This window comes from Maribellus comscasis, assembly GCF_009762775.1.
GTDB classification, from domain to species: domain Bacteria; phylum Bacteroidota; class Bacteroidia; order Bacteroidales; family Prolixibacteraceae; genus Draconibacterium; species Draconibacterium comscasis.
This window is the reverse complement of record NZ_CP046401.1, coordinates 5,710,408-5,729,217: the sequence shown is the minus strand read 5'-3', so window position 1 is coordinate 5,729,217 and position 18,810 is coordinate 5,710,408. Positions and strand designations below refer to the sequence as shown.

The following is an 18,810-nucleotide window of genomic DNA, read 5'->3' as shown; positions in this document are numbered from 1 at the left end:
AACCCTACGGTACAAAATTCGAACCAGTTGGTAGACGAATTGAAGCTTTTAGGGAACCTTTGGGTTTTATAAAAACTGTCTGTTCTTTTAATTAGCATTAGTTTCATTCTAATTATTAAACCGGTACTTAATCCCAAATTTCACATAAAACCCATTTTCATTGTATTCAAACACTGCTCCTTCTTCGGGGCGGATAAATTGGGTGGCAAAGCTCCATTTCGGTGTTTCAGGTTCAGTATAAATATTAAAATCTCGTTTTAAACTGTAGCCAATTTCTGTTGTCAGCCAAAAGTTGCGAAAGGTTTTAATACTGCCTTCCCAGCCAATATTTCTTTCTCTGAACCAGAAATAATCGGATTCAGGAGTATCCGAAATATGTGCGGTAAAACGCTCTCCACGAAAAAGAAGCCCCGTAGTTATTTTTAAATTGGGTTCCAATTGAAGTTGAGCCCGAAAAGGCAAATCACCCGCAATAATTAAACCGGAAGCAGGTTTCCATTTAAACCCCAAAAGCGGAACGATGATGTGATTGGAAAAACGGTAAGAATAAGCCAGTCCGAAATAGTAGAGAAAAGAGGGATTTTGAATATGTGCCAGCCGGACTCCCGAAAACCACATTAATCCGCTGGAAGGAAAATTTTTGTTCGCAGAAGCCAGGGAAGAGGATGCCAGCAATGCCGAACTCCATTTCTCACTCAGTTTGTGTCGCCAGGCAAAGCGCGTACTTAGCTGGGAAAAATGCCTGTCGTTCATCGGAAATGTATTCCCGGTATTTAAAAAACGGTATTGGGGAGAAAATGCAAACTGGTTCTTTTCTGAAATATAAAGAGGCACTGCCAGATGAAAACTCCCCAGGCTATTGATTTCCGAACCCGGTCGAATTGAATTTAATTCAAAAGACAAGGGCGAATTAATTTGTGCATAAACCGGGAATATTCCTGCCAGTAAAGTAGCCAGCAGGAGAAATCGAAAAAATGTCAGATTCATGTTTTTTGGGATTTAATCTTGTAAAATCAGGCCGTCGGCCATTTCAATGGTGCGGTCGGTGTTGGCAGCAAAATCGTTGTCGTGGGTAACACAAATAATGGTTTGCCCGAATTCCTTTGCCAGGTTGCGGAAGATTTCCTGCACCGCCTGTGAGTTTTTGCTGTCGAGGTTTCCTGTGGGTTCATCGCCCATAATCACCGACGGGTTGTTTATCAGTGCCCGTGCAATAGCCACGCGCTGTTGCTGTCCGCCCGAAAGTTTGTTGGCCTTTTTTAGTTCCTGTCCCTGCAAATCAAGCAGTTTCAGGCTCTCGTAGGCGCGGTGCTCTATTTCTTCCTGCGGATGTTTCCCGAGTTTCAGTGCCGGCAACATTACGTTTTGCAACGCGCTGAACTCAGGGAGCAGGTAATGAAACTGAAACACAAAACCAATATTCTCATTTCTGAAAGTGGCCAGTTGGTTTTGGCTTTGCCCGGTGAGCAAATTTCCCTTTACGCGCAGACTCCCTTCGTAGTCGGTGTCCATGGTGGAAAGCACATACAGCAGCGTTGATTTCCCGGAACCCGATTTCCCGACAATCGATAAAAATTCACCTCGTTTTACATCAAACGAAATGCCCTTGATAACCTGAAAAGTTTGTGGATCGTGAAAATATTTGATGAGGTTTCGAACCTCTAATGTATTTGTATTCCGTTCCATAATTTTTATCCTCTGATGATAATTACCGGGTCGATTTTCGATGCTTTTCTGGCTGGTAAATACCCGGCAAAAAGCGTGGTGGTGATTCCAAATAAAACTGAAAGCACAAAATCTTTTGTGTGGAAACCAATGGGGAGCGTATCCAGTCCGGCAACTTTAAATGGCACCTGGTTTACCATCGACGATATTCCATAGCCCAGCAAAACGCCGGTTATTCCGCCCATTACACCGATGATGGCAGCCTGTGTCAGGAAAATGTGCAGAATGTCTTTCCCCGAAAATCCCATGGCTTTCAGAATGGCAATTTCCCTGATTTTTTCGTTGATGGTCATATTCATGATGTTGTAAATGCCAAAACCGGCTACCAGCAAAATGGTAAGCGAAACGGCGCTGGCAATAATATTTCGCAGTTGCGAAGCAGCCACCAACTGCTGGTTGGCCGTTTGCCACGATTCAATCTGGTAAGGAACAGACGACGACAAGCGGTTCACAATCTCTTTGGTTTGGTCGCGGTCTTTGATGTTTACCTGGATATCGCTGGAATAATCAAAGTTTTTACCCTGCAACTGCCGCGCTGCCGAAATATTCATAAACGCTTTCGACTTGTCCACTTCTTTTACCGAAGTTTCGATGATGCCCACCACCTGATAGTTTTTCGAAACACCTTCAGAGGTGAGGATATTTACATTGTTATTCAACCCGACGTTTAGTTTTTCAGCCAGAACGATTCCGAGAATAATTCCTGATTTCTGAAAACTCAGGTCGTTCCAGTTTCCTTCCACCACTTTTTCGGCAGTACCAAAAAGCTGGTCTTCAGAAACCGCATCGACCCCCGAAATAGCGCCGTTAATCTTTTTGGAGCCGTTTCTGAAAAACACGCTGAAATTAAGCTGTGTAGTAATCCCGGTCACCTCAGGTTGTTTCTCAAGAATAGAAATCACTTCGGAACTGTTTTTTATGCCTTCGGTATATTGCAGGCTTTTTTTATTGCGAATGTTAAACAGTGTTCCGGGCTCTTTAAAAAAAATTTCTACCGGATTAAAATTGCGAGTTTCATCTTCGTTATAGATCCTGATATGCGCCAGCGAACTGAATGCGAGATCATCCTGAGTCTGGTTGACGCCGTTCATAAAACTGTTCATGAAAATATACATGGAAACCCCGAAAGTTACGCCAAGTACAGCCACAAAAGTCTGGCCTATTTTCGATGTCATGTGAACCGAAGCAATCTGCCGGTTTACCGTTGACTGTTTACGATTTTTCTGTTTCATTTTTTTCGGGGTAAATAAAGTTTGTCACTTTCTGTTACGCCACCGAGTATTTCTACCCAGTCGGCGGTTTTAATTCCGGTTTTCACCTGAATTTTCTGGTTGGAGTTACCTTTCAGGACATAATCATCGGTGAGCAGGAAGGAGGCCGGAATAACCAGCGCATCCGATTTTTTCTCTACTACAACATTGGCTTGAAGTTGGGTTCCAGCTTTTATTCCCTGTACGGTTTCAGAAAACGAAGCTTCGGCTATAAACGATTGTTCCTGTACATTGAAAGCCGGGTAAACCTTGGTAATTTCTCCTTTAAATGACTGATTTTTGTGCGTATTCAGTTCAATGTAAACCTCCTGTCCGGTTGTGACGCGGCTAATGTCTTCTTCCGAAATTTGCAAACGGGCGATAAACTCTCCGGCTCCGATTTCGGCCAGCGTTTCGCCCCGTTTTACCAGCTCGCCGTTTTCTTTGTATTTCTGAAGAACAATCCCGTTGGTGAAACTGGTAAGCGAAAAGTAGGAACTGTTGTTCTGCTGTGTTACAAGGTTTGCCTTTGCATTTGCCAGTTCCACGTTCAGGTTTTCTCTTGTTTCTTTAATCGTATTTTCCAGCGAAGTTTGTTCTGCTTTCGAACTTTCAAAAGCCAGTTTTGCCCGGTCGTATTCGGCTTTCGAAACAGCGTTGGTTTTAATCAGGTTTTTGTAGCGGTTAAAATTCAACGAATCGGTTCGAAACTGGTTTTGGGCTTTCAACAATTGCTGGTTTAACTTTTGGAGTGTTGGGGAATCTGGCCTGCTGTTTTCAAGAGCCACGCGGTAGGCACTTTGTGCACTTTCCAACTGTGCCTGCGAAGCATTGTCCTGCACCTGGAAAAGCAACTGCCCTGTAAAAACGGAATCGCCTTCTTCCACCAGTGTTTTTTGCAGATAACCTTCGGAAAGTGCGGTTACCAGGTATTGGTCTTTCATTACTACGTTTCCGCTGGCAAAAACGGCATCCACCAGATTTTTTCGTTGCGGTGTGGTGGTTTCTGCCGGGCGGCACCCCGAGAGGACGACAACTGCGAACAGAATGGCCGGTATTAATTTTTGTGCTTTCATTGTTTATTGTTTTCTTGATTCTATACTTGCTTTGTTGATAAGGAATTCGGATAAATTATTGAGATAGAGGTTTTCTGCTTTCAGGTAATCGTCGAAAATATTCAGATAGCCATCAAGTGAGAGCAGGCCCTGTTCGTATTTTTGTGCAGCGAGTTTTACGTTTTCCGATGAAAGATGAAAGTTTTCCAGTCCGGCAACCGCAATTTTTGAAGTACTCACAGTTTTTGAGTAAAGCAGCGAGTCGTTGATGGCTGATTTTCGCTTTTCATCTTCGTAGGTTTGGGCTGCAATCTGCCGGTCGATTTTTGCTGATTTGTATTTCGATTTATTGGCAAAGCCTGTAAAAATCGGGACGTTCAGCGAAAGTCCCAGGTAATTGTTGGGTTTCCAGTCTCCGGATTGAAACGACATGGTAAAATCGTCCTGAAACTGGTTGTACCCAAAATACGCGTGGAATCTAATCTGCGGAATAAAGTCGGCTTTTGCTTTTTTTACGCTGCTTTCAGCATACATTTCCTGCAAACGGTAGATTTCGGTGTAGCGACTGTTTTGTGCTGGCTGCGTAACGATTGACAATGCGTTTCCATCCGATAAATTTTCTGTTAGAACGAGTTCGTCCCCCGAATTTATTCCTATTAAAATTTTAAGGTTCGAAAGGCATTCGGAGCAGTATTGCCGGGTCGATTCCAGGTTTTTCGCCACTGCATTCCGGTTTACCCGTGCCTGGTTCAGGGCGATGGCATCCGTTGTCCCTTCAGTAAAACGCTGTTCAGTAAGCAGGAGTAAAGTGTCGGCAATGGCTAAATCCTGTTCCCCGATTCCAACCGCTTTTTGAGCCGTGAGTGTGGCAAAATAAAGTTGTCCGACCTGCTCTTTCAGCGTTTGTTCGAAGTAATCTTTCTCTGCTTCTTTCAACTGAACATTTACCTCGGCCATTTTCTTTTGGTAAATCATCTGCCAATCCAGCGGGTTGTAGCTGACATTGATTCCGGCGGAATAGCTGTAAGCTTTTCCAAATTTTGTGTAAACGGTTTCTCCGGGCTGCCCCAGAATTTCGCCGGGAACAGGTGTTTCTGCAATGTCGATGTTATGTTGCCCGTTTCCGGTTGCCGAGATGGTGGGAAAAAGAAAGCTCCCGGCTGTTTTTTTATCCTGAAGCGCCTGCTCTGCGTGCCATTGTTTCACTTTGTTTTCTGAGCTATTTGCCAGAGCAAACTCCCAAACCTCCCCCAATGATTTCATGGAGTGTTGCGCTTTCAGCGAGCCGGAAGCTACTAATAGAATGCTGATAAAATATATTGTTTTCATGACTTGTACCTTTTGTTTTCAGGTACAAAAATGAGTTATACGGGAGAGGGAGGAAATGGGATTTTAGGTGAATTGAACATTTTGGGGGATGAATTGAACAGAAGGTTCAGGATTGTTCCATCCACTCCAAAAACGGCGAAACTTTTAAGCGGCTCACTACTAACTTTTCTTCGGTTTGAAAAGCGGTTTTTATCACCATTTTTCGGTTAAAGTAAGGTTGAATTTCCAGCACCGCTTTTCGGTTAACAAGTGTTTGCCGGTTGATGCGGAAAAACAGCGCCGGGTCGAGTGAAGCTTCCATTTCGTCGAGGGTTTTAAAAACAGCCTGTTTTTTCTGGTCGAAAGTATAAGCGTAAACCACTTCGTTTTGTAATACAAAAAGGCCAATGTTCTCCACCTGAACCGGAATATAACTTTCGCGGTAACGGATTAAAATGGAACTTTTGTAGCCCTTTTTCGGGCCGAAAATATTTTGAATGGACTCCAGCAACTCCGGCCCCGGCGAAAATACTTTCTTTAATTTTTCCACTTTTTCGAAAGCGGCTTTTACGTCTTCGTTTTTTACCGGTTTCAGAATGTATTCAATCCCGTTGGTTTTAAAAGCCTGCAACGTGTATTGGTCGTAAGCGGTGCAAAATACTACCGGGCAATGAATTTCAACCCGTGAGAAAATTTCAAAACTCAAACCGTCGGCCAGTTGAATGTCGGAAAAGATAAGGTCAGGTTGTGCTTTTTGAAGATAGTCCACCGATTGGCTGATGCTTTCAGTTATGGCATCCACTTTTGCTGCCGGATTTTCTTCTTTAATGATTTCCTTCAGAATTTTGGCAGTCTGCGGTTCATCTTCAATAATCAGTATGTTCATGCAATTAATTTAAGTTTTACGCGGAAAACACGGTCGTCGGAAAAAATAAAAACGCCATCAGAATAACATAACAAATGATACCGTTGGATGAGGCTTTGCAGCCCGTAACCCGAACTTTCGACTTTCGAAATTTTGGGTTGCAACAGATTTTCAACGGTTAGACTATCGGGCAGCGTGGCAAACACTTTAATTTCAAGCGGGTGCTCCGATGAAATAATATTGTGTTTCACACAATTTTCGAGCAAAAGTTGTAAGCTGAATGTCGGGATTTTCAGCTCCCGGATTTCTTCCGGAATATCGAAGGTTATTTTCAGCATAGCACCAAAACGCGACGACAGCATAAACAGGTAATCATTTACAAAGTCGAGTTCTTCTTTTAGCGGCACCAGTTCTTTTTGCTGTTTGTCGAGTAACTGGCGGTACATTTCCGAAAGTTTTATCACAAATTCTTCGGCATTGGAATCGTTCGAACGGACCATGGAACGCAGCGTGGAAAGTGAGTTAAACAAAAAGTGCGGGTTTACCTGCTGCCGGAGTATTTCGAATTGGGCGCGCAGGTTTTCGCTTTTCAGCATCTCATTTTGCAGGGTAATTTCCTGCTCGCGGGCACGGGTGTTCAGCAGGTTCTGGATAATGTAAATCAGCGAAATACTAATGGCACCTTTGAAAATAATCAGCCAAAGTACAAATCGTTTTTCGGGAACACTTCCTTCGTTAATTTCCCTTATAAAAAACACCCCGGCGAGAATAAAAAGGGTTAGCAATACCGCATTGAAAAGCAGCACCAGAATAACTTTTTTCAATAAAGCATGGTTTCCCTTAAATTGCTGAAAATAAATGGTTAAGTAGGAATTAACAAACCAGCTAATCAGCAAAAACGAAAAAGTAAAAAATGCATTTGCCAGTAATTGTGTAATGTTATCATAAGCCCTGTGCTGACTGTTAATGATAATATTAAAAAGCGGGAGAAAAGCCGAAAAAAGAACGGCAATTTTCCAGTTATTTCGCTGTAAGACTTGTTTTAGCTGCATATCTTTTGGTAAAGAACCAGGTTAAAAATACAAATCTTTTTCTTGGTACATGATAGTGTTTTCTTTTGATTGGTCTGTTTGTTACTAATTTCAGGATGATGTAATGACGACTGGGGAAGACATAATCCTGTCTGTTTTATAACTTCATTAAACGGATTTTCCACAAAAGAAGAATGGCAGAAGGAATCTTCCAACAATGCGGTATCTATAGGAATATGAGTTGTTGGTTTTCAATCCCTTCTGCGTTGTAATACACTTGAAGAATTGTCGGATTTGCATAGGTGTTAATCTTCTACTTGCCCAACTACTTCATAGGCTTTCCCTTCCACTTTTACTGGTTTATAAAGAATCCCATTGTATTCGTAATAAGTTTTTCCATCAATTTCCACTTCCGCTACCTCTTTAGGAATTTTGGAAACTATGGCACCAACCGGTGGTTCTGCCACAATATATTCGCCGAAAAATACATCTTCGGCATAAAAAAATTCGCTTACATAAAAGAAAACCAAAGAGCCAACTACTAACCGTGCATAACCAGCCGGGAGAACGGCAACCCTTATCCCAACCGGCGGAATAACCCTCACATAAGAGCCACTACGGGCAATATAAAACACCCCGCCCTGGTAATAATAGGGTCGATTGTGGTAATGAACCACAGCAGCCTTTGCAGGCAGCCTTCGTACAGGTGTCACTGCTGGCGGGGCGTATTCATTACCCTTCGCTGGGCAAAAGACTTAATACCTGCCATCATAAAAAGAAATGTCATTATGATAATGACGAATTGATTTGTTTTCATAATTTATGCTTAAAACTAATTATTCAAATTTATTTCTTCTTTTTCAATATTTCCTTGTGAGACATAAATTTTCCAGTCGCAACCATCGTTTCCAAAATCAATAATTACCGGTTCATCACTCGCTGAAGTGGTTATTTCCATTACGCCTTCGCTGACTATGTCACATGAATAACTGACAATAAGTGGCTCTGTAATGGAGTAAGAATAAGCCCTCCCCGAGGTTGAACTAATATCGGCATATCCAGAGATGGAAAATACATCATCAGTAATATCGCTGGTTTCGGAACCTTCAATCCATACGCGCTCAACTGTTTTCGATTTTTCAATGACAATTCCATCGACATCTGTCATGGTTAAATCCATTTTCTGAGAAAATGAGAGAACCTCGCTGGAGCTGGTATTCTCAACCGACACTGTTCCTGTAATTGAATATTCTTCAACGGCAAAATTATTGAAAGTAACGTCGTAGCTTGTTCCTGTTGTCCGTAAAGTATCGCTAATGGTGATTGACATAGACCCTGACCGTATAAATCCCTTCACTTCCTCACACCCGTCTCCGAAGTTGATGGTAACTGTCTTCGGAAAACTACCGATAATGGGCCTTACTGTTATATTGGTACAATCTGAAATTGTTGCTGATTTTTCACCGGAATTTATTTGTTCGGAGTATGCAATAGCCCGATCTATACTTGTCGTAATTTCATTTTCAAATGCTTCGGTATTTACGGCTTCTTTTACCAATGCGAGGGTGTCTCCGTTAAGTTTTTCATTTATATCAACTTCTTTTTCACATGCTACGAATGTTACAGCGGCAACGGTTAATGCTAAAAAATAGTTTTTCTTGTTTTCATTTTATTCTTTTATTTCTTCTATATCTCCTGTCTCTAAATTTGTAATGTAACTTGAACTGGAGCCGCTAATTTCGATAATCGCTTCACCATTTCCGTTATTTGTGATTGTGCCTTCCTATTTATACCAGGCGCTGCTGCTACCTGATATGCCTTCGCCTTCTATTGAACAGCTAATCGTTCCGTTATCAATTTCTTTTGGTTCTTTTTCAACGGCTACATCAATAATTCGAACCGGATGCCGCCGGATACGGGCCGGTTTAGTTGTTTTCTTCTTATGAATAGTGTCTCTTTTGGTAAGGATTGCAGGAATAAATGATAAAAGGTTCCCTGTTGAGAATATCAGAAAGATTTGGATATTGATATTCATCGAAATTTTATTAAGAAACAATGCAAATCCGATCAAAAAGGAACTTACACTTATAAGGATCAGGGTTACTTTAAAATGGTTTGGTACGATTATGAGCAGTTTGTGATGGATATGATTCCTGTCGGGAGAAAAAGGCGATTTTTTTTGCATTAACCTTATGGTTATAACGCGTAAAGTATCTATAACCGGGACAGTCAGCACAGCAAAAGACACCGCTGGCGCAGCGTTAATTGCATAAGGTGCAGTTTTGATAATATTAAATTCATTAAATTTTATGACAAGGGTGGAAACAATCAATCCAATTACCAGCGAACCGGCATCTCCCATAAAAAGCTTATTCTGTTTACCAAAAACATTAAAAAGGAAAAAACCTGCCAGGCTTCCAACCAAAGCAAACGACATTATCGAAAACGGTATCTGACCGGCAAGGTAAAACCATACGCCAAAAAATGTGCCCGCAAGCATTGCCAGTCCTGAAGCCAAACCGTCAATACCGTCTATAAGGTTAAATGCGTTAATTATCCCTATCATTACAAACAGCGAAACAAACACAGTTGAAAAATAATGGATTTCATAAAGGCCAAATATCCCGTGTAAATTTGTAAAATGCACATTGCCCAGGGTGATAAGAAGTACAGCGGCAAATATTTGTACAATCAGTTTATTTTTTACCGTTATTACCAAAAAATCATCTTTCAACCCAATAAAAAATATCAGAATTATTGATGCAATAATATATTTTAGCGATTCAAAGACATAACTTTCAGTAGCTACAATTGTGCTAATTACAAATCCGATGAAAATGGCCACACCCCCAAACGGGGGTATATCCCGGGCGTGACGTTTTCTTTCGTCTAAAGGTTCATAAAGTTTTTTTGCCCGGGCTATTTTAATAACCGGGGGAATGGAAATAACCACAATTGCAAATCCCATCGACAATGCCAATATGTTCAACAATATTTCCATATTTACTTTTGGATTGTAATTGTATCAAAGCAACGTGCCTTGAATTTTTGTTTCCAATATTGAGAATGCAAAAACACTTTTTAATGTGGTAAATCAATAAATCAATCTTCCAGCTTACCGGCCACTTCATATGCCTTTTTCTCCGTTCGAACCGGTTTATAAAGTATCCCGTTGTATTCATAATAAAGCTTTCCGTCGATTTCTACTTCGGCGGCGCCGGAAGGTAATTGGCTGACTATCGCACCAACAGGGGGATCTGCCACAACATACTCACCCGAGGATACATCTTCGACATAAAAAATTCCGCCGGCATAAAAGAAAACCGAAGGGCCAACTACTAACCGCACGTAACCAGCCGGAAGGACGGCAACCCTTATCCCAACCGGCGGGACAACCCTCACATAAGAGCCATTGCGGGCAACATAAAACACCCCGCCATGGTAATAATAGGGCCGACTATGGTAATGAACCACAGCCGCTTTTGCAGGCAGCCTCCGTACAGGTTTCACTACCGGCGGGGCTTTCCGGTAAACAACGGTTCCGCGGGGGCCTTGCACTACTGTCCGGCGGGGCGTATTTACTACCCTTCGCTGGGCAAAAGACCCGTAAGCGGAACCAATTAAAAAAATCATTATTAAAACTATACTTAATTGTTTCGTTTTCATTTCATTATATTTTTAAATTATTGGTTGGTGCTTAAAAACACGCCGGTAAAATTTTTACCGGCGTGTTTCCCTGTTGTTCCTATAATTCTTCTACTTCCCCTGTCTCTAAATTTGTAATGTAACTTGAGCTGGAGCCGGTAATTTCGATAATCGCTTCGCCATTCCCGTTATATGTGATTGTGCCTTCATATTTATACCCGGAGCTGCTGCTTCCGGAAGCGCTTTCACCTTCTATTGAAAAAATAATCGTTCCGTTATCAACTTCTTTTGGCTCTTTCTCCACGGCCACATCAACAAGTTCGAAACGAAGCGAAGCCTGCCGTGTGCCCTGGTTACGGATTTTGGATTCGAAGCCGCTGCTTCGTTGCCATGTGCCATTTACCAGGTACATATCTGACGTGTGTTCGATATCAGTAACCGTAAAATCGCCGCTCCCTGAATGCTGTGAAGCAATCCGGGGTGCATCGAACTCTCCTTCATAGGTAAAACTGAAATCCAGCATGAGCGGGTCGTCCGATTCGTCGCACTCAAGCATATAATCGTACATCTTCGAAGACTCGAAGGTAATTAAACTGGTTGACTTAGAGGTAAATGTCGTATCGCGGGATTCGCCACAACTAAGGGTATTGCTGTCGGCAGACTTTAAGCCATTGCTATCAACAGATTGCCCGGAAAGTTCAGCAGTTGTTTCAATATCCGCGGTTAGCCCGTCGCTACCGCTTGCTACCGAATAGGCTACAATTTCAACAGCTTCCGCTTCGGTAAATACTTCTTTGTCTTCAGTTACAGGATCATCGTCATCACTACATGATACAAAACCAATCATCCCTGCCACGGCTATTAAAGCCCAAATTAAGTTTTTCTTTGTTTTCATTTTTTTAAATTTTAATTGTTAATAAAGTCATTTTCTTTTAATCTTTCGAGTGTTGATTCGAGGCGGTTAATCCATTTCCTGCGTATCTGGTCGGCCTGTTCCCGTTGTTCCGGGGTAAGGATGGCCAGTAACTCCTTTTTCCTGTCTGCATTAATTTCTGCCATCTCGTCCGAAATTTCCGGCAGGTGATTTGTACCTGCCCAAAAAGGCTGAAGTTTTTTGGCATATTTCAGGTTGATCTGGTACGCCTTTTCAACCTGGGCTTCATCCAAACCGAGCCTGCCCTCCATAACCGAAGTAATGGCATTTGCCCGTGTTTCGGGGCTTCTTTGAAATGCTTTGCAGATTCCGGCCTGTGTGCCGGGCAGAAAACTGCTGAGGCCCAGCAAAACAAACATTGCCAATATGCCCCATAAAATGTTTCGTGTTTTCATTTCATCCTGCTTTAATTGTTTAACATTAAATTATTTTTCACCGAATTGATTTTTATGCTTATTGCCCTTTTCGTATCTCATTCATCTTTTTCCGCAATTCTTTCCTTTTTTTCAGATAAGTCTCAAACTGGCCCTCATCCATCATTTGTTTGAGCTTCCCATCCTTTTCTTCCGATATCTCCCTGGCCTCTTTTAGCTGGCTTATCCTTCCCTGTACACTTTTTACTTTTTCCATTTTTAAAGCATATTCCAGGTTGAGCGAATCAACTTTCGAAACCTGCCCGGCATTTAACTGAAGGGTTTCTTTCATCCATTCCGTTTGTATTTGTGCGCGTTCTTCAGGCGAATATTGTGCCCCGATATTTTGAGAAAAAATTTTTGCCGGGAACAGGCAGATGATAAAACCAACGATTACTATTTTTTTCATACCATTTATTTTTTTTTGATTTCATTTCAAATTTATATCAGAGTTTCCGGGTATCCGGTATTTTTTCATCCAACAACCGATTGTTTTAAACGAACGCCGTTTTTGTTCAACATACCGGTTTCCGTTTTCAGTTTCATTTCAAATATCTTGTAAATGAGATGGAAAACGTACTGTTTTTTGCCCCTTCGAGAAAAACATAAGCGCTGTTATCGTTGGCCACTTTGTTAAAACCATAGGAATATTTCAGCGTTATTTTACGAAACGGAAAATTGAAAGCAAGCCCGCCGGTCAGTCCGAAATCGAGTTTTTCAAAATCACCGTAATCCAGTTCCCCGTAGCCGTATCCAAGCGGTGTGGCAACATTGAATGTTGCATCGGCCAGGTAGTCGACATACCCACCAACTACAAAATCGAGGATATTTTTTGTATGAATATTGAACAGCAACGGCATTTCGAGATAATGAAGCCTGTAACGGAGCGTCCCGTCGTAATAATAATATGCCGCATGGGCATAATCAACCGCCCCTCCTTTTTTTGAGTAAACCAACTGTGGTTCAAACGAAATCCTTTTGGAAACGGGCATACTGTATGCAAGCCCAAAATGAAACCCAAACAGGGCATTGGGGCTCCCCACGGCTTCGTCGTGAAAGTTGCTAAATTGCGGCCCGCCCACAATTCCAAATTTTGGGGTGTGGACACTATATACCGGACGAAAACGCTCCGTGAGGTGTTGGGCGCCCGAACCCAAAACCGAGAGGGACAGGATAAAGATAAAAGCCGCTTTTTTCATGGCAATCCTGTTTTTGTTTTTTGAAAATCGTTTAATTGTAAATCCTGGCTTTCTCATTCTTTTGAACATTTTAAATTCATCTCAAACGTACCCTTTCGCCGCCGGGAGCAGGTAAAGTTTTCATCCAACAACAAATTGGCTTATACCAACTGCCAACAGGTTCAATTTTCGGCATATTGACTGAAAGCGTACATTGATTGAAAGATTCATTGTGTTGGTTTAAGTTGTTGCCTGCAAAATGCTTATTTTAGTAACATTGTGGCATGAAAAAAATCGTTATACATAGCGCCGTTTGGTTAATACTGGTTTATTCGCTTTTCTTTTCGCTGACCATATTTCTTCCCGTAAAAGTGGCTGCCTACCGCTCGGTTGCCGGCATTATGCTGATGGCCGGCATCTTTTACTTTTCGGGCTGGGTGCTTGCCAACGAATTTCTGATAAAACGGCGGAACCTCGTTTTATTTATCATTTTTGAACTTATCGCCATTTTTGTTTTTTCTGTTTTAAGGGTAAGGATTCTGGGATTACTCCCCGGCGATGCAGCATTTTTTTCAAACCGCTTTTCTGAAGAAAAAATAATAAGCCCTGATAATTTAAAATGGGGAAGGGATATCTGGCAATACAACCGATTGGGAACAGGAAGGGGCCCTTTTCTGATAGGTTTGATAATGAACTCGGTATTAAGCATAATTGCGGTTCTTTTGCGTTTGTATGAAAACAAGGACAAAAAGGAACGGGAAAGCCGCGAAGAGCTGCAACGCAGCCAGGAAGCGCAAATCCTGTACCTGAAATCGCAGGTAAACCCGCATTTCTTATTTAATACGCTAAATAACCTTTACGGGCTCACCTATTCAAAGTCGGACCTCGCACCGCAAATGGTACTTGGCCTGTCGGATACGATGCGCTACCTGATTTATGAAACCGAACAGAAACTTGTCCCCGTTGAAAAAGAGTTGAACTTTATCCATAATTACCTCGATTTGGAAAAAACGCGTATTTCGTACCCTGAAAATATCCGCGTTTCGGTGCAGGTACGTAACCTTTCTGTTTTTATTCCGCCATTATTGCTGCTGCCATTTATCGAAAATTGCTTTAAGCATGGCACCATCGGGAAAGAAGATGACGGATGGATAGAACTGGACATTTGGGACGAAAACGACAATTTTTTCTTTATCTGCAAAAATAATTTTACTGAAAATAAAACAGGAAAAAGCCCGGGAATTGGATTGGCAAATGTAAAAAAGCGCCTCCAACTTATTTTTGGGGAACGTTACGAACTCCGGACCGTTAAACAGAATAACGAGTTTATGGTGTCGCTACAGTTTCCGGTTTTTGCCAAAAAAGAAATGTTATGATTCCGAAAATAAAATGTATAGTAGTTGACGACGAACCTATTGCACGAAAATACCTGAGCGATTACATTGCCAAAATGCCACAGCTCCAATTATTGGCAACATTTGGAAAAGCAGCCGATGCTTACCAGACTATTGAAAGCGGTGAGGCAGAACTGGTGTTTCTCGATATTCAGATGCCTGGAATTACCGGAATTGAATTTATTCGTACGCTTCAGAAAAAACCATATATTATTCTCACTACTGCTTACTCGGAATATGCACTGAAGGGTTATGAATTGGATGTTACAGATTATCTGTTAAAACCTGTGGCGTTTGAGCGGTTTGTCCGGTCGGTAAATAAAGTGGTTTCAAAATTTGACTCGCAATCGGGAACAGAAGCTCCGGTTTCAGAAAAAGCAGGTGAAGCCCAGCCAGTTGCCCGTGATTTTATTTTTGTGAAGTCGGGCTACAAATCGGTAAAAATAGATATTGAAGACATTTTATATGTGGAAGGAATGAAGGAATATGTAGTTATTCATTCCAAAGAAAAAAAATATACCAAGCTCGACCGCATGAAAAATTTCGAAAACCTGTTAAAAGGGAAAGGGTTCATTCGTATCCACAAATCTTATATTGTTTCTGTAAAAAATATTGATGCTATTTTTGGTAACACGGTGGAAGTAAACGGGAAACAGTTACCGTTAGGCCGAAGTTACAAGGAAGAGGTGACCTCCATTCTGGGAATGAATGAATAAGTGGTTTTAATCGGTTTTTCTTGACACCGAAAAAACAAAAAAGTCTAAAAACCATTTAATTTACCAGCCTTTTGAGAATTTTGATTTTTTACATCGTTGAGATACCAAGACTCGAATCCGATCCCATTAAAGCCTTTATATCAATGGTTTACTTTCTAAGAGTTTCCCGGGTCACCGTTTCGCTCACATTATAAAACATTATCCTATCCATATAAAGGAATAAATTATCCGTAATTTTTTGAATTTAAAAATAAGGAATGCGAATTAAGGGTTAAATTGCTAATCTAATAAATGTAGCTACTAATCGTTCGGGGATCTGTTCCATGATGATGGTTGAAATCGGTTTTTGTAAAATCTGGGTCAACTGGATTTACATTGAATGCTGCATCATGCAGTTTGTAAGCCAAAGCAATTGTGTACAAATTCAGGGCCGATTTTGATGATTGATACACGGCTGCTTGTAGAGGTAATAGATATTGTGCGGGTTGGTTGCTATGGTAAACGAACCCTGACTTGAACTTACATTTGTAATGCGTGTCTCGGTCGAGTGTTTTAATAAATATATAAAAGCAGTGCGACTCTTACTGTACCATACAAATTTGTATCAAACACTTTTTTGAAAGTATTGATACTTGAATCAGTTGCATTTTATGGTACACCTCAGATGGTCCCTGCATTTTTTATTAGAATGTCTAACTTCCCTTGATTCTTTAATTTGAATAGCCAGAATATTGCCACAAATCCGCCTTTCAATAACATTCAAAAGCAACTTATCCCCATTTTTTCCCATCCTTTTTACAAATAGGTGTAGCGTTTTAAAAAGCAGATTCGTATTGGGAGAGAATAAAAAATTAAGAACCTTTTAAAATTACAAATTATGAAACCTTTTAAATTAGCAACCTTGGCATTCGTGTTCATCATTGCTTCCTGCCAGAAAGATGACAGTAAAGGTGGGGTTGACATTCCTGTTCCTGGCGAAAACTTCAATTTCTACAAGAGTGCCAGTCTTTACGAGAATGCACAGGCATCACGTTCCGAAGAGTTTAGTGATGAGTTTGAAATTACGGATGTTGACTTAACGGATAATATTCTAAATGTTGCCGTTTCCTATAATGGAAGTTGTGAATCGAATAAGTTTGATGTTATTTGGAATGGCTATGTTATGGAAACATTCCCGCAAAGAATTAATTTGATTATTAAACGAACAGCAAATAACTGTGATCCAAACGGGGAACTTAAGGATGAAATTCTGGCTATTGATTTATTAAAATTTATGGGATTAAGTTCAATGCCTGAGAATACGGTGTTCACTGTAGCCAACGCATCAAAAATTCCTGAAGAGGACAATGCGGATACAACTGTAACTGTAACAAACAATTAAAGTTACTGGAGAAAACAAACGCCAGTCCATTAAGAGGGGCTGGCGTTTTTATTTTAGCATTGATAAAGTGGGCAACAAACAGTTACCAGATCTGCCGGAAATTATCCAAGGCTGCAAAGAAGGAAATAAAAAATGTTATGAAATGCTTTACAAAAGTTATTATGGATACGTTATGGGCATTGCTTTGAGATACGTTATTAATTATGAAATGGCGGAAGAAAGCACCAATGATTGTTTCATGAAGGTGTTTTCAAACATCCGGTATTATGCCGAGGAAAAAAACTTCAAAACATGGATAAGGCGAATAGCTATAAATACTTGTATTGATAGTCTTAGAAAGGAAAAACGTTTTTCACACTTAAATGATGAAAAGGTGAATGAGTCGTTTTATAATGAACCTGTCATCGAAAACCTTGATTATGAATTTGTATTGACACTTTTAAAAAGGCTTCCTGTGATGCAACGATTGGTTTTTAATTTGTATGAAATTGAAGGTTACAATCATAATGAGATATCAGAAAAGCTTGGAATACCGGAAAGCTCATCCCGAACATATTTGACCCGGGCAAAAAAAAGATTGCAGCATGATTATAAGCAACTAAACATAAACGATGAACAGCTTTGATGATATATTAAATACCCTAATAAAGATTACCCGGGAACATGAAGAACCTTATAAGGAAGGTGCATGGGAAAACTTTTTAAATTCTAAGCAAAAGAAGATGACGGTATCCTTTTGGCCAATCTTTTTTTCAGGTCTTGTTGCAAGCTTGTTAATTGGGTTTTTAATATTTACACAAAAAAGCAATAATGACGTAGATGTAAAATATGAAGTAGTAAGGACCGATTCTATTAAAAGCTTGAAGAAAATAATGCCAATAATTAATAATAGTTTGGGAGATATTGAAAATATAGAAAAGCAAACAATTGTAAAAACCAATAGAAATGCCTATGAAAGCGAAACCCATTCTACTTATAAAAAAAAGGAGAGTGTTAAAACACAAAAAACTAAGGAGAAAGAATCAGGAAATATAAATATGGCCAATAACGCCAAGAATGAGAATATGCCTGATGATACTATTCAATCGGAAGACTTTAAAAACGATATTTTATTTGATCCGATTAATGATCAGGTAAAGGCTGAAAGTCAGGAACCAAAGAAAAGAAACAAAATTAAAATAGGCTTTTCACTATCACCATTACTCACGAGCAATGGAAGCGGCAGTAATTTAGGTTTTTCAACCGGGGTGCAGACTGATTTTAAATTAGCAAAGAATATTTTGTTTAATTGCGGCCTCCTCATTTCCCATCAGACAATTGTCCAAAAGAATGACGTTCAGCCTTCAATTGACAAGCCTGTTTCCATAAACTCAAAATCGTTCAGTTTTGATATTCCCGTTAATATAAAATTCAAATTTAAGGATGGTAAAAACAGGGATTACTATCTGCTTGCCGGAATTTCTTCAGTTGGATACATAACTGAAAATAATTCATATAACTATCAATATCAAGAAGTAGTAGAGACAACGACAACGACACAAGAAGGTCAGATAGTGACAGAATTTACAACTGTCACGACTAAATCAACAGTAAATACCAAAGTTTCTGCATTTTCTAATGTAGATATATCTGTTTTTTTCAATTTATCTTATGGGATAAGATATCCCTTAACAGGTACAACAAATCTTACGATTGCTCCTTACCTAAAATTACCATTGAGCGGGGCAACAACCAATAATTTTCAACCCACCAGTGGAGGTATAAATTTTATTATATCCAAATAGTATCAAAACATAGTGTGAAAAAACGATAAAAGTGAGCGCTCTGTAACGATTCGAAGAGACCTCCAATCAAAAGGAATTTTTAAGGCACTGTAGAAGCCAAATTTCGCATGCATTTAACAGGATAAATGTAT

20 protein-coding genes are annotated in these 18,810 nt (G+C 40.4%); 5 read left to right on the top strand and 15 right to left on the bottom strand.

Going from position 1 to position 18,810, the window contains the following annotated elements; all coding sequences use genetic code 11:
* Positions 1-108: 108 nt before the first annotated feature.
* The 15 genes from GM418_RS23240 to GM418_RS23170 all read right to left on the bottom strand — a co-directional run bounded on the left by GM418_RS23240 (position 109) and on the right by GM418_RS23170 (position 13,482).
* Complete coding sequence (locus tag GM418_RS23240) at positions 109-987, bottom strand: DUF6268 family outer membrane beta-barrel protein (protein ID WP_158869598.1); 879 nt, start codon at positions 985-987, stop codon at positions 109-111.
* A 12-nt stretch (positions 988-999) separates the two neighbouring features.
* The gene (locus GM418_RS23235) at positions 1,000-1,686 is read right to left on the bottom strand and encodes an ABC transporter ATP-binding protein (RefSeq protein ID WP_158869597.1); all 687 of its coding nucleotides are present in this window, start codon (positions 1,684-1,686) and stop codon (positions 1,000-1,002) included.
* Between the two features lie 5 nt (positions 1,687-1,691).
* Positions 1,692-2,957, bottom strand: a complete 1,266-nt coding sequence (locus tag GM418_RS23230; RefSeq protein ID WP_158869596.1) for an ABC transporter permease — start codon at positions 2,955-2,957, stop codon at positions 1,692-1,694.
* Entirely contained in the window at positions 2,954-4,051 is a 1,098-nt protein-coding gene (locus GM418_RS23225; protein WP_158869595.1) for an efflux RND transporter periplasmic adaptor subunit, read from the bottom strand. Before GM418_RS23225 ends, GM418_RS23230 begins: the two co-directional genes overlap by 4 nt.
* A 3-nt stretch (positions 4,052-4,054) precedes the next feature.
* On the bottom strand, positions 4,055-5,359 hold the full coding sequence (locus GM418_RS23220; RefSeq protein ID WP_158869594.1) for a TolC family protein: 1,305 nt from the start codon (positions 5,357-5,359) through the stop codon (positions 4,055-4,057).
* A 106-nt stretch (positions 5,360-5,465) separates the two neighbouring features.
* Complete coding sequence (locus GM418_RS23215) at positions 5,466-6,224, bottom strand: LytR/AlgR family response regulator transcription factor (RefSeq protein ID WP_158869593.1); 759 nt, start codon at positions 6,222-6,224, stop codon at positions 5,466-5,468.
* Positions 6,221-7,255: a sensor histidine kinase gene (locus tag GM418_RS23210; protein ID WP_158869592.1), complete on the bottom strand. Its 1,035-nt coding sequence runs from the start codon at positions 7,253-7,255 to the stop codon at positions 6,221-6,223. Before GM418_RS23210 ends, GM418_RS23215 begins: the two co-directional genes overlap by 4 nt.
* A 284-nt stretch (positions 7,256-7,539) precedes the next feature.
* On the bottom strand, positions 7,540-7,947 hold the full coding sequence (locus GM418_RS23205) for a DUF6515 family protein (RefSeq protein ID WP_158869591.1): 408 nt from the start codon (positions 7,945-7,947) through the stop codon (positions 7,540-7,542).
* Positions 7,948-8,066: 119 nt separating this feature from the next.
* Positions 8,067-8,792, bottom strand: coding sequence for a hypothetical protein (locus tag GM418_RS23200; protein ID WP_158869590.1), 726 nt, complete (start codon positions 8,790-8,792; stop codon positions 8,067-8,069).
* A gap of 225 nt (positions 8,793-9,017) precedes the next feature.
* On the bottom strand, positions 9,018-10,235 hold the full coding sequence (locus GM418_RS23195) for an MraY family glycosyltransferase (protein ID WP_158869589.1): 1,218 nt from the start codon (positions 10,233-10,235) through the stop codon (positions 9,018-9,020).
* A 101-nt stretch (positions 10,236-10,336) separates the two neighbouring features.
* Positions 10,337-10,900, bottom strand: a complete 564-nt coding sequence (locus GM418_RS23190) for a DUF6515 family protein (protein ID WP_158869588.1) — start codon at positions 10,898-10,900, stop codon at positions 10,337-10,339.
* Between the two features lie 79 nt (positions 10,901-10,979).
* Positions 10,980-11,774 carry a hypothetical protein gene (locus GM418_RS23185; protein ID WP_158869587.1) on the bottom strand — a complete coding sequence of 265 codons (795 nt, stop codon included), beginning with the start codon at positions 11,772-11,774 and terminating at the stop codon, positions 10,980-10,982.
* Positions 11,775-11,785: 11 nt separating this feature from the next.
* Positions 11,786-12,208: a hypothetical protein gene (locus GM418_RS23180; protein WP_158869586.1), complete on the bottom strand. Its 423-nt coding sequence runs from the start codon at positions 12,206-12,208 to the stop codon at positions 11,786-11,788.
* A gap of 58 nt (positions 12,209-12,266) precedes the next feature.
* Positions 12,267-12,635, bottom strand: coding sequence for a hypothetical protein (locus tag GM418_RS23175; RefSeq protein WP_158869585.1), 369 nt, complete (start codon positions 12,633-12,635; stop codon positions 12,267-12,269).
* A gap of 133 nt (positions 12,636-12,768) precedes the next feature.
* Entirely contained in the window at positions 12,769-13,482 is a 714-nt protein-coding gene (locus GM418_RS23170) for a porin family protein (protein ID WP_158869584.1), read from the bottom strand.
* A gap of 206 nt (positions 13,483-13,688) precedes the next feature.
* Between GM418_RS23170 and GM418_RS23165 the strand changes: the two genes are divergently transcribed.
* From GM418_RS23165 to GM418_RS23145, 5 genes are all read left to right on the top strand, one after another.
* Positions 13,689-14,780, top strand: coding sequence for a sensor histidine kinase (locus tag GM418_RS23165; protein WP_158869583.1), 1,092 nt, complete (start codon positions 13,689-13,691; stop codon positions 14,778-14,780).
* A complete protein-coding gene (locus GM418_RS23160; RefSeq protein ID WP_158869582.1) occupies positions 14,777-15,514 on the top strand; it encodes a LytR/AlgR family response regulator transcription factor in 738 nt (245 codons plus the stop codon). Before GM418_RS23165 ends, GM418_RS23160 begins: the two co-directional genes overlap by 4 nt.
* Positions 15,515-16,391: 877 nt before the next feature.
* Complete coding sequence (locus tag GM418_RS23155) at positions 16,392-16,895, top strand: hypothetical protein (RefSeq protein WP_158869581.1); 504 nt, start codon at positions 16,392-16,394, stop codon at positions 16,893-16,895.
* Positions 16,896-17,037: 142 nt separating this feature from the next.
* A complete protein-coding gene (locus GM418_RS23150) occupies positions 17,038-17,520 on the top strand; it encodes an RNA polymerase sigma factor (RefSeq protein WP_158869580.1) in 483 nt (160 codons plus the stop codon).
* The gene (locus GM418_RS23145; protein WP_158869579.1) at positions 17,507-18,679 is read left to right on the top strand and encodes a porin family protein; all 1,173 of its coding nucleotides are present in this window, start codon (positions 17,507-17,509) and stop codon (positions 18,677-18,679) included. The genes GM418_RS23150 and GM418_RS23145 overlap by 14 nt, the downstream gene beginning before the upstream one ends.
* The last annotated feature ends 131 nt before the right edge of the window (positions 18,680-18,810 follow it).

Bases quoted from the DNA above. Each gene is read 5' to 3' on its own strand.
- GM418_RS23240 (WP_158869598.1), bottom strand. From the start codon at position 987: ATGAATCTGACATTTTTTCGATTTCTCCTGCTGGCTACTTTACTGGCA.
- GM418_RS23235 (WP_158869597.1), bottom strand. From the start codon at position 1,686: ATGGAACGGAATACAAATACATTAGAGGTTCGAAACCTCATCAAATAT.
- GM418_RS23230 (WP_158869596.1), bottom strand. From the start codon at position 2,957: ATGAAACAGAAAAATCGTAAACAGTCAACGGTAAACCGGCAGATTGCT.
- GM418_RS23225 (WP_158869595.1), bottom strand. From the start codon at position 4,051: ATGAAAGCACAAAAATTAATACCGGCCATTCTGTTCGCAGTTGTCGTC.
- GM418_RS23220 (WP_158869594.1), bottom strand. From the start codon at position 5,359: ATGAAAACAATATATTTTATCAGCATTCTATTAGTAGCTTCCGGCTCG.
- GM418_RS23215 (WP_158869593.1), bottom strand. From the start codon at position 6,224: ATGAACATACTGATTATTGAAGATGAACCGCAGACTGCCAAAATTCTG.
- GM418_RS23210 (WP_158869592.1), bottom strand. From the start codon at position 7,255: ATGCAGCTAAAACAAGTCTTACAGCGAAATAACTGGAAAATTGCCGTT.
- GM418_RS23195 (WP_158869589.1), bottom strand. From the start codon at position 10,235: ATGGAAATATTGTTGAACATATTGGCATTGTCGATGGGATTTGCAATT.
- GM418_RS23190 (WP_158869588.1), bottom strand. From the start codon at position 10,900: ATGAAAACGAAACAATTAAGTATAGTTTTAATAATGATTTTTTTAATT.
- GM418_RS23185 (WP_158869587.1), bottom strand. From the start codon at position 11,774: ATGAAAACAAAGAAAAACTTAATTTGGGCTTTAATAGCCGTGGCAGGG.
- GM418_RS23180 (WP_158869586.1), bottom strand. From the start codon at position 12,208: ATGAAAACACGAAACATTTTATGGGGCATATTGGCAATGTTTGTTTTG.
- GM418_RS23175 (WP_158869585.1), bottom strand. From the start codon at position 12,635: ATGAAAAAAATAGTAATCGTTGGTTTTATCATCTGCCTGTTCCCGGCA.
- GM418_RS23170 (WP_158869584.1), bottom strand. From the start codon at position 13,482: ATGAGAAAGCCAGGATTTACAATTAAACGATTTTCAAAAAACAAAAAC.
- GM418_RS23165 (WP_158869583.1), top strand. From the start codon at position 13,689: ATGAAAAAAATCGTTATACATAGCGCCGTTTGGTTAATACTGGTTTAT.
- GM418_RS23160 (WP_158869582.1), top strand. From the start codon at position 14,777: ATGATTCCGAAAATAAAATGTATAGTAGTTGACGACGAACCTATTGCA.
- GM418_RS23155 (WP_158869581.1), top strand. From the start codon at position 16,392: ATGAAACCTTTTAAATTAGCAACCTTGGCATTCGTGTTCATCATTGCT.
- GM418_RS23150 (WP_158869580.1), top strand. From the start codon at position 17,038: ATGCTTTACAAAAGTTATTATGGATACGTTATGGGCATTGCTTTGAGA.
- GM418_RS23145 (WP_158869579.1), top strand. From the start codon at position 17,507: ATGAACAGCTTTGATGATATATTAAATACCCTAATAAAGATTACCCGG.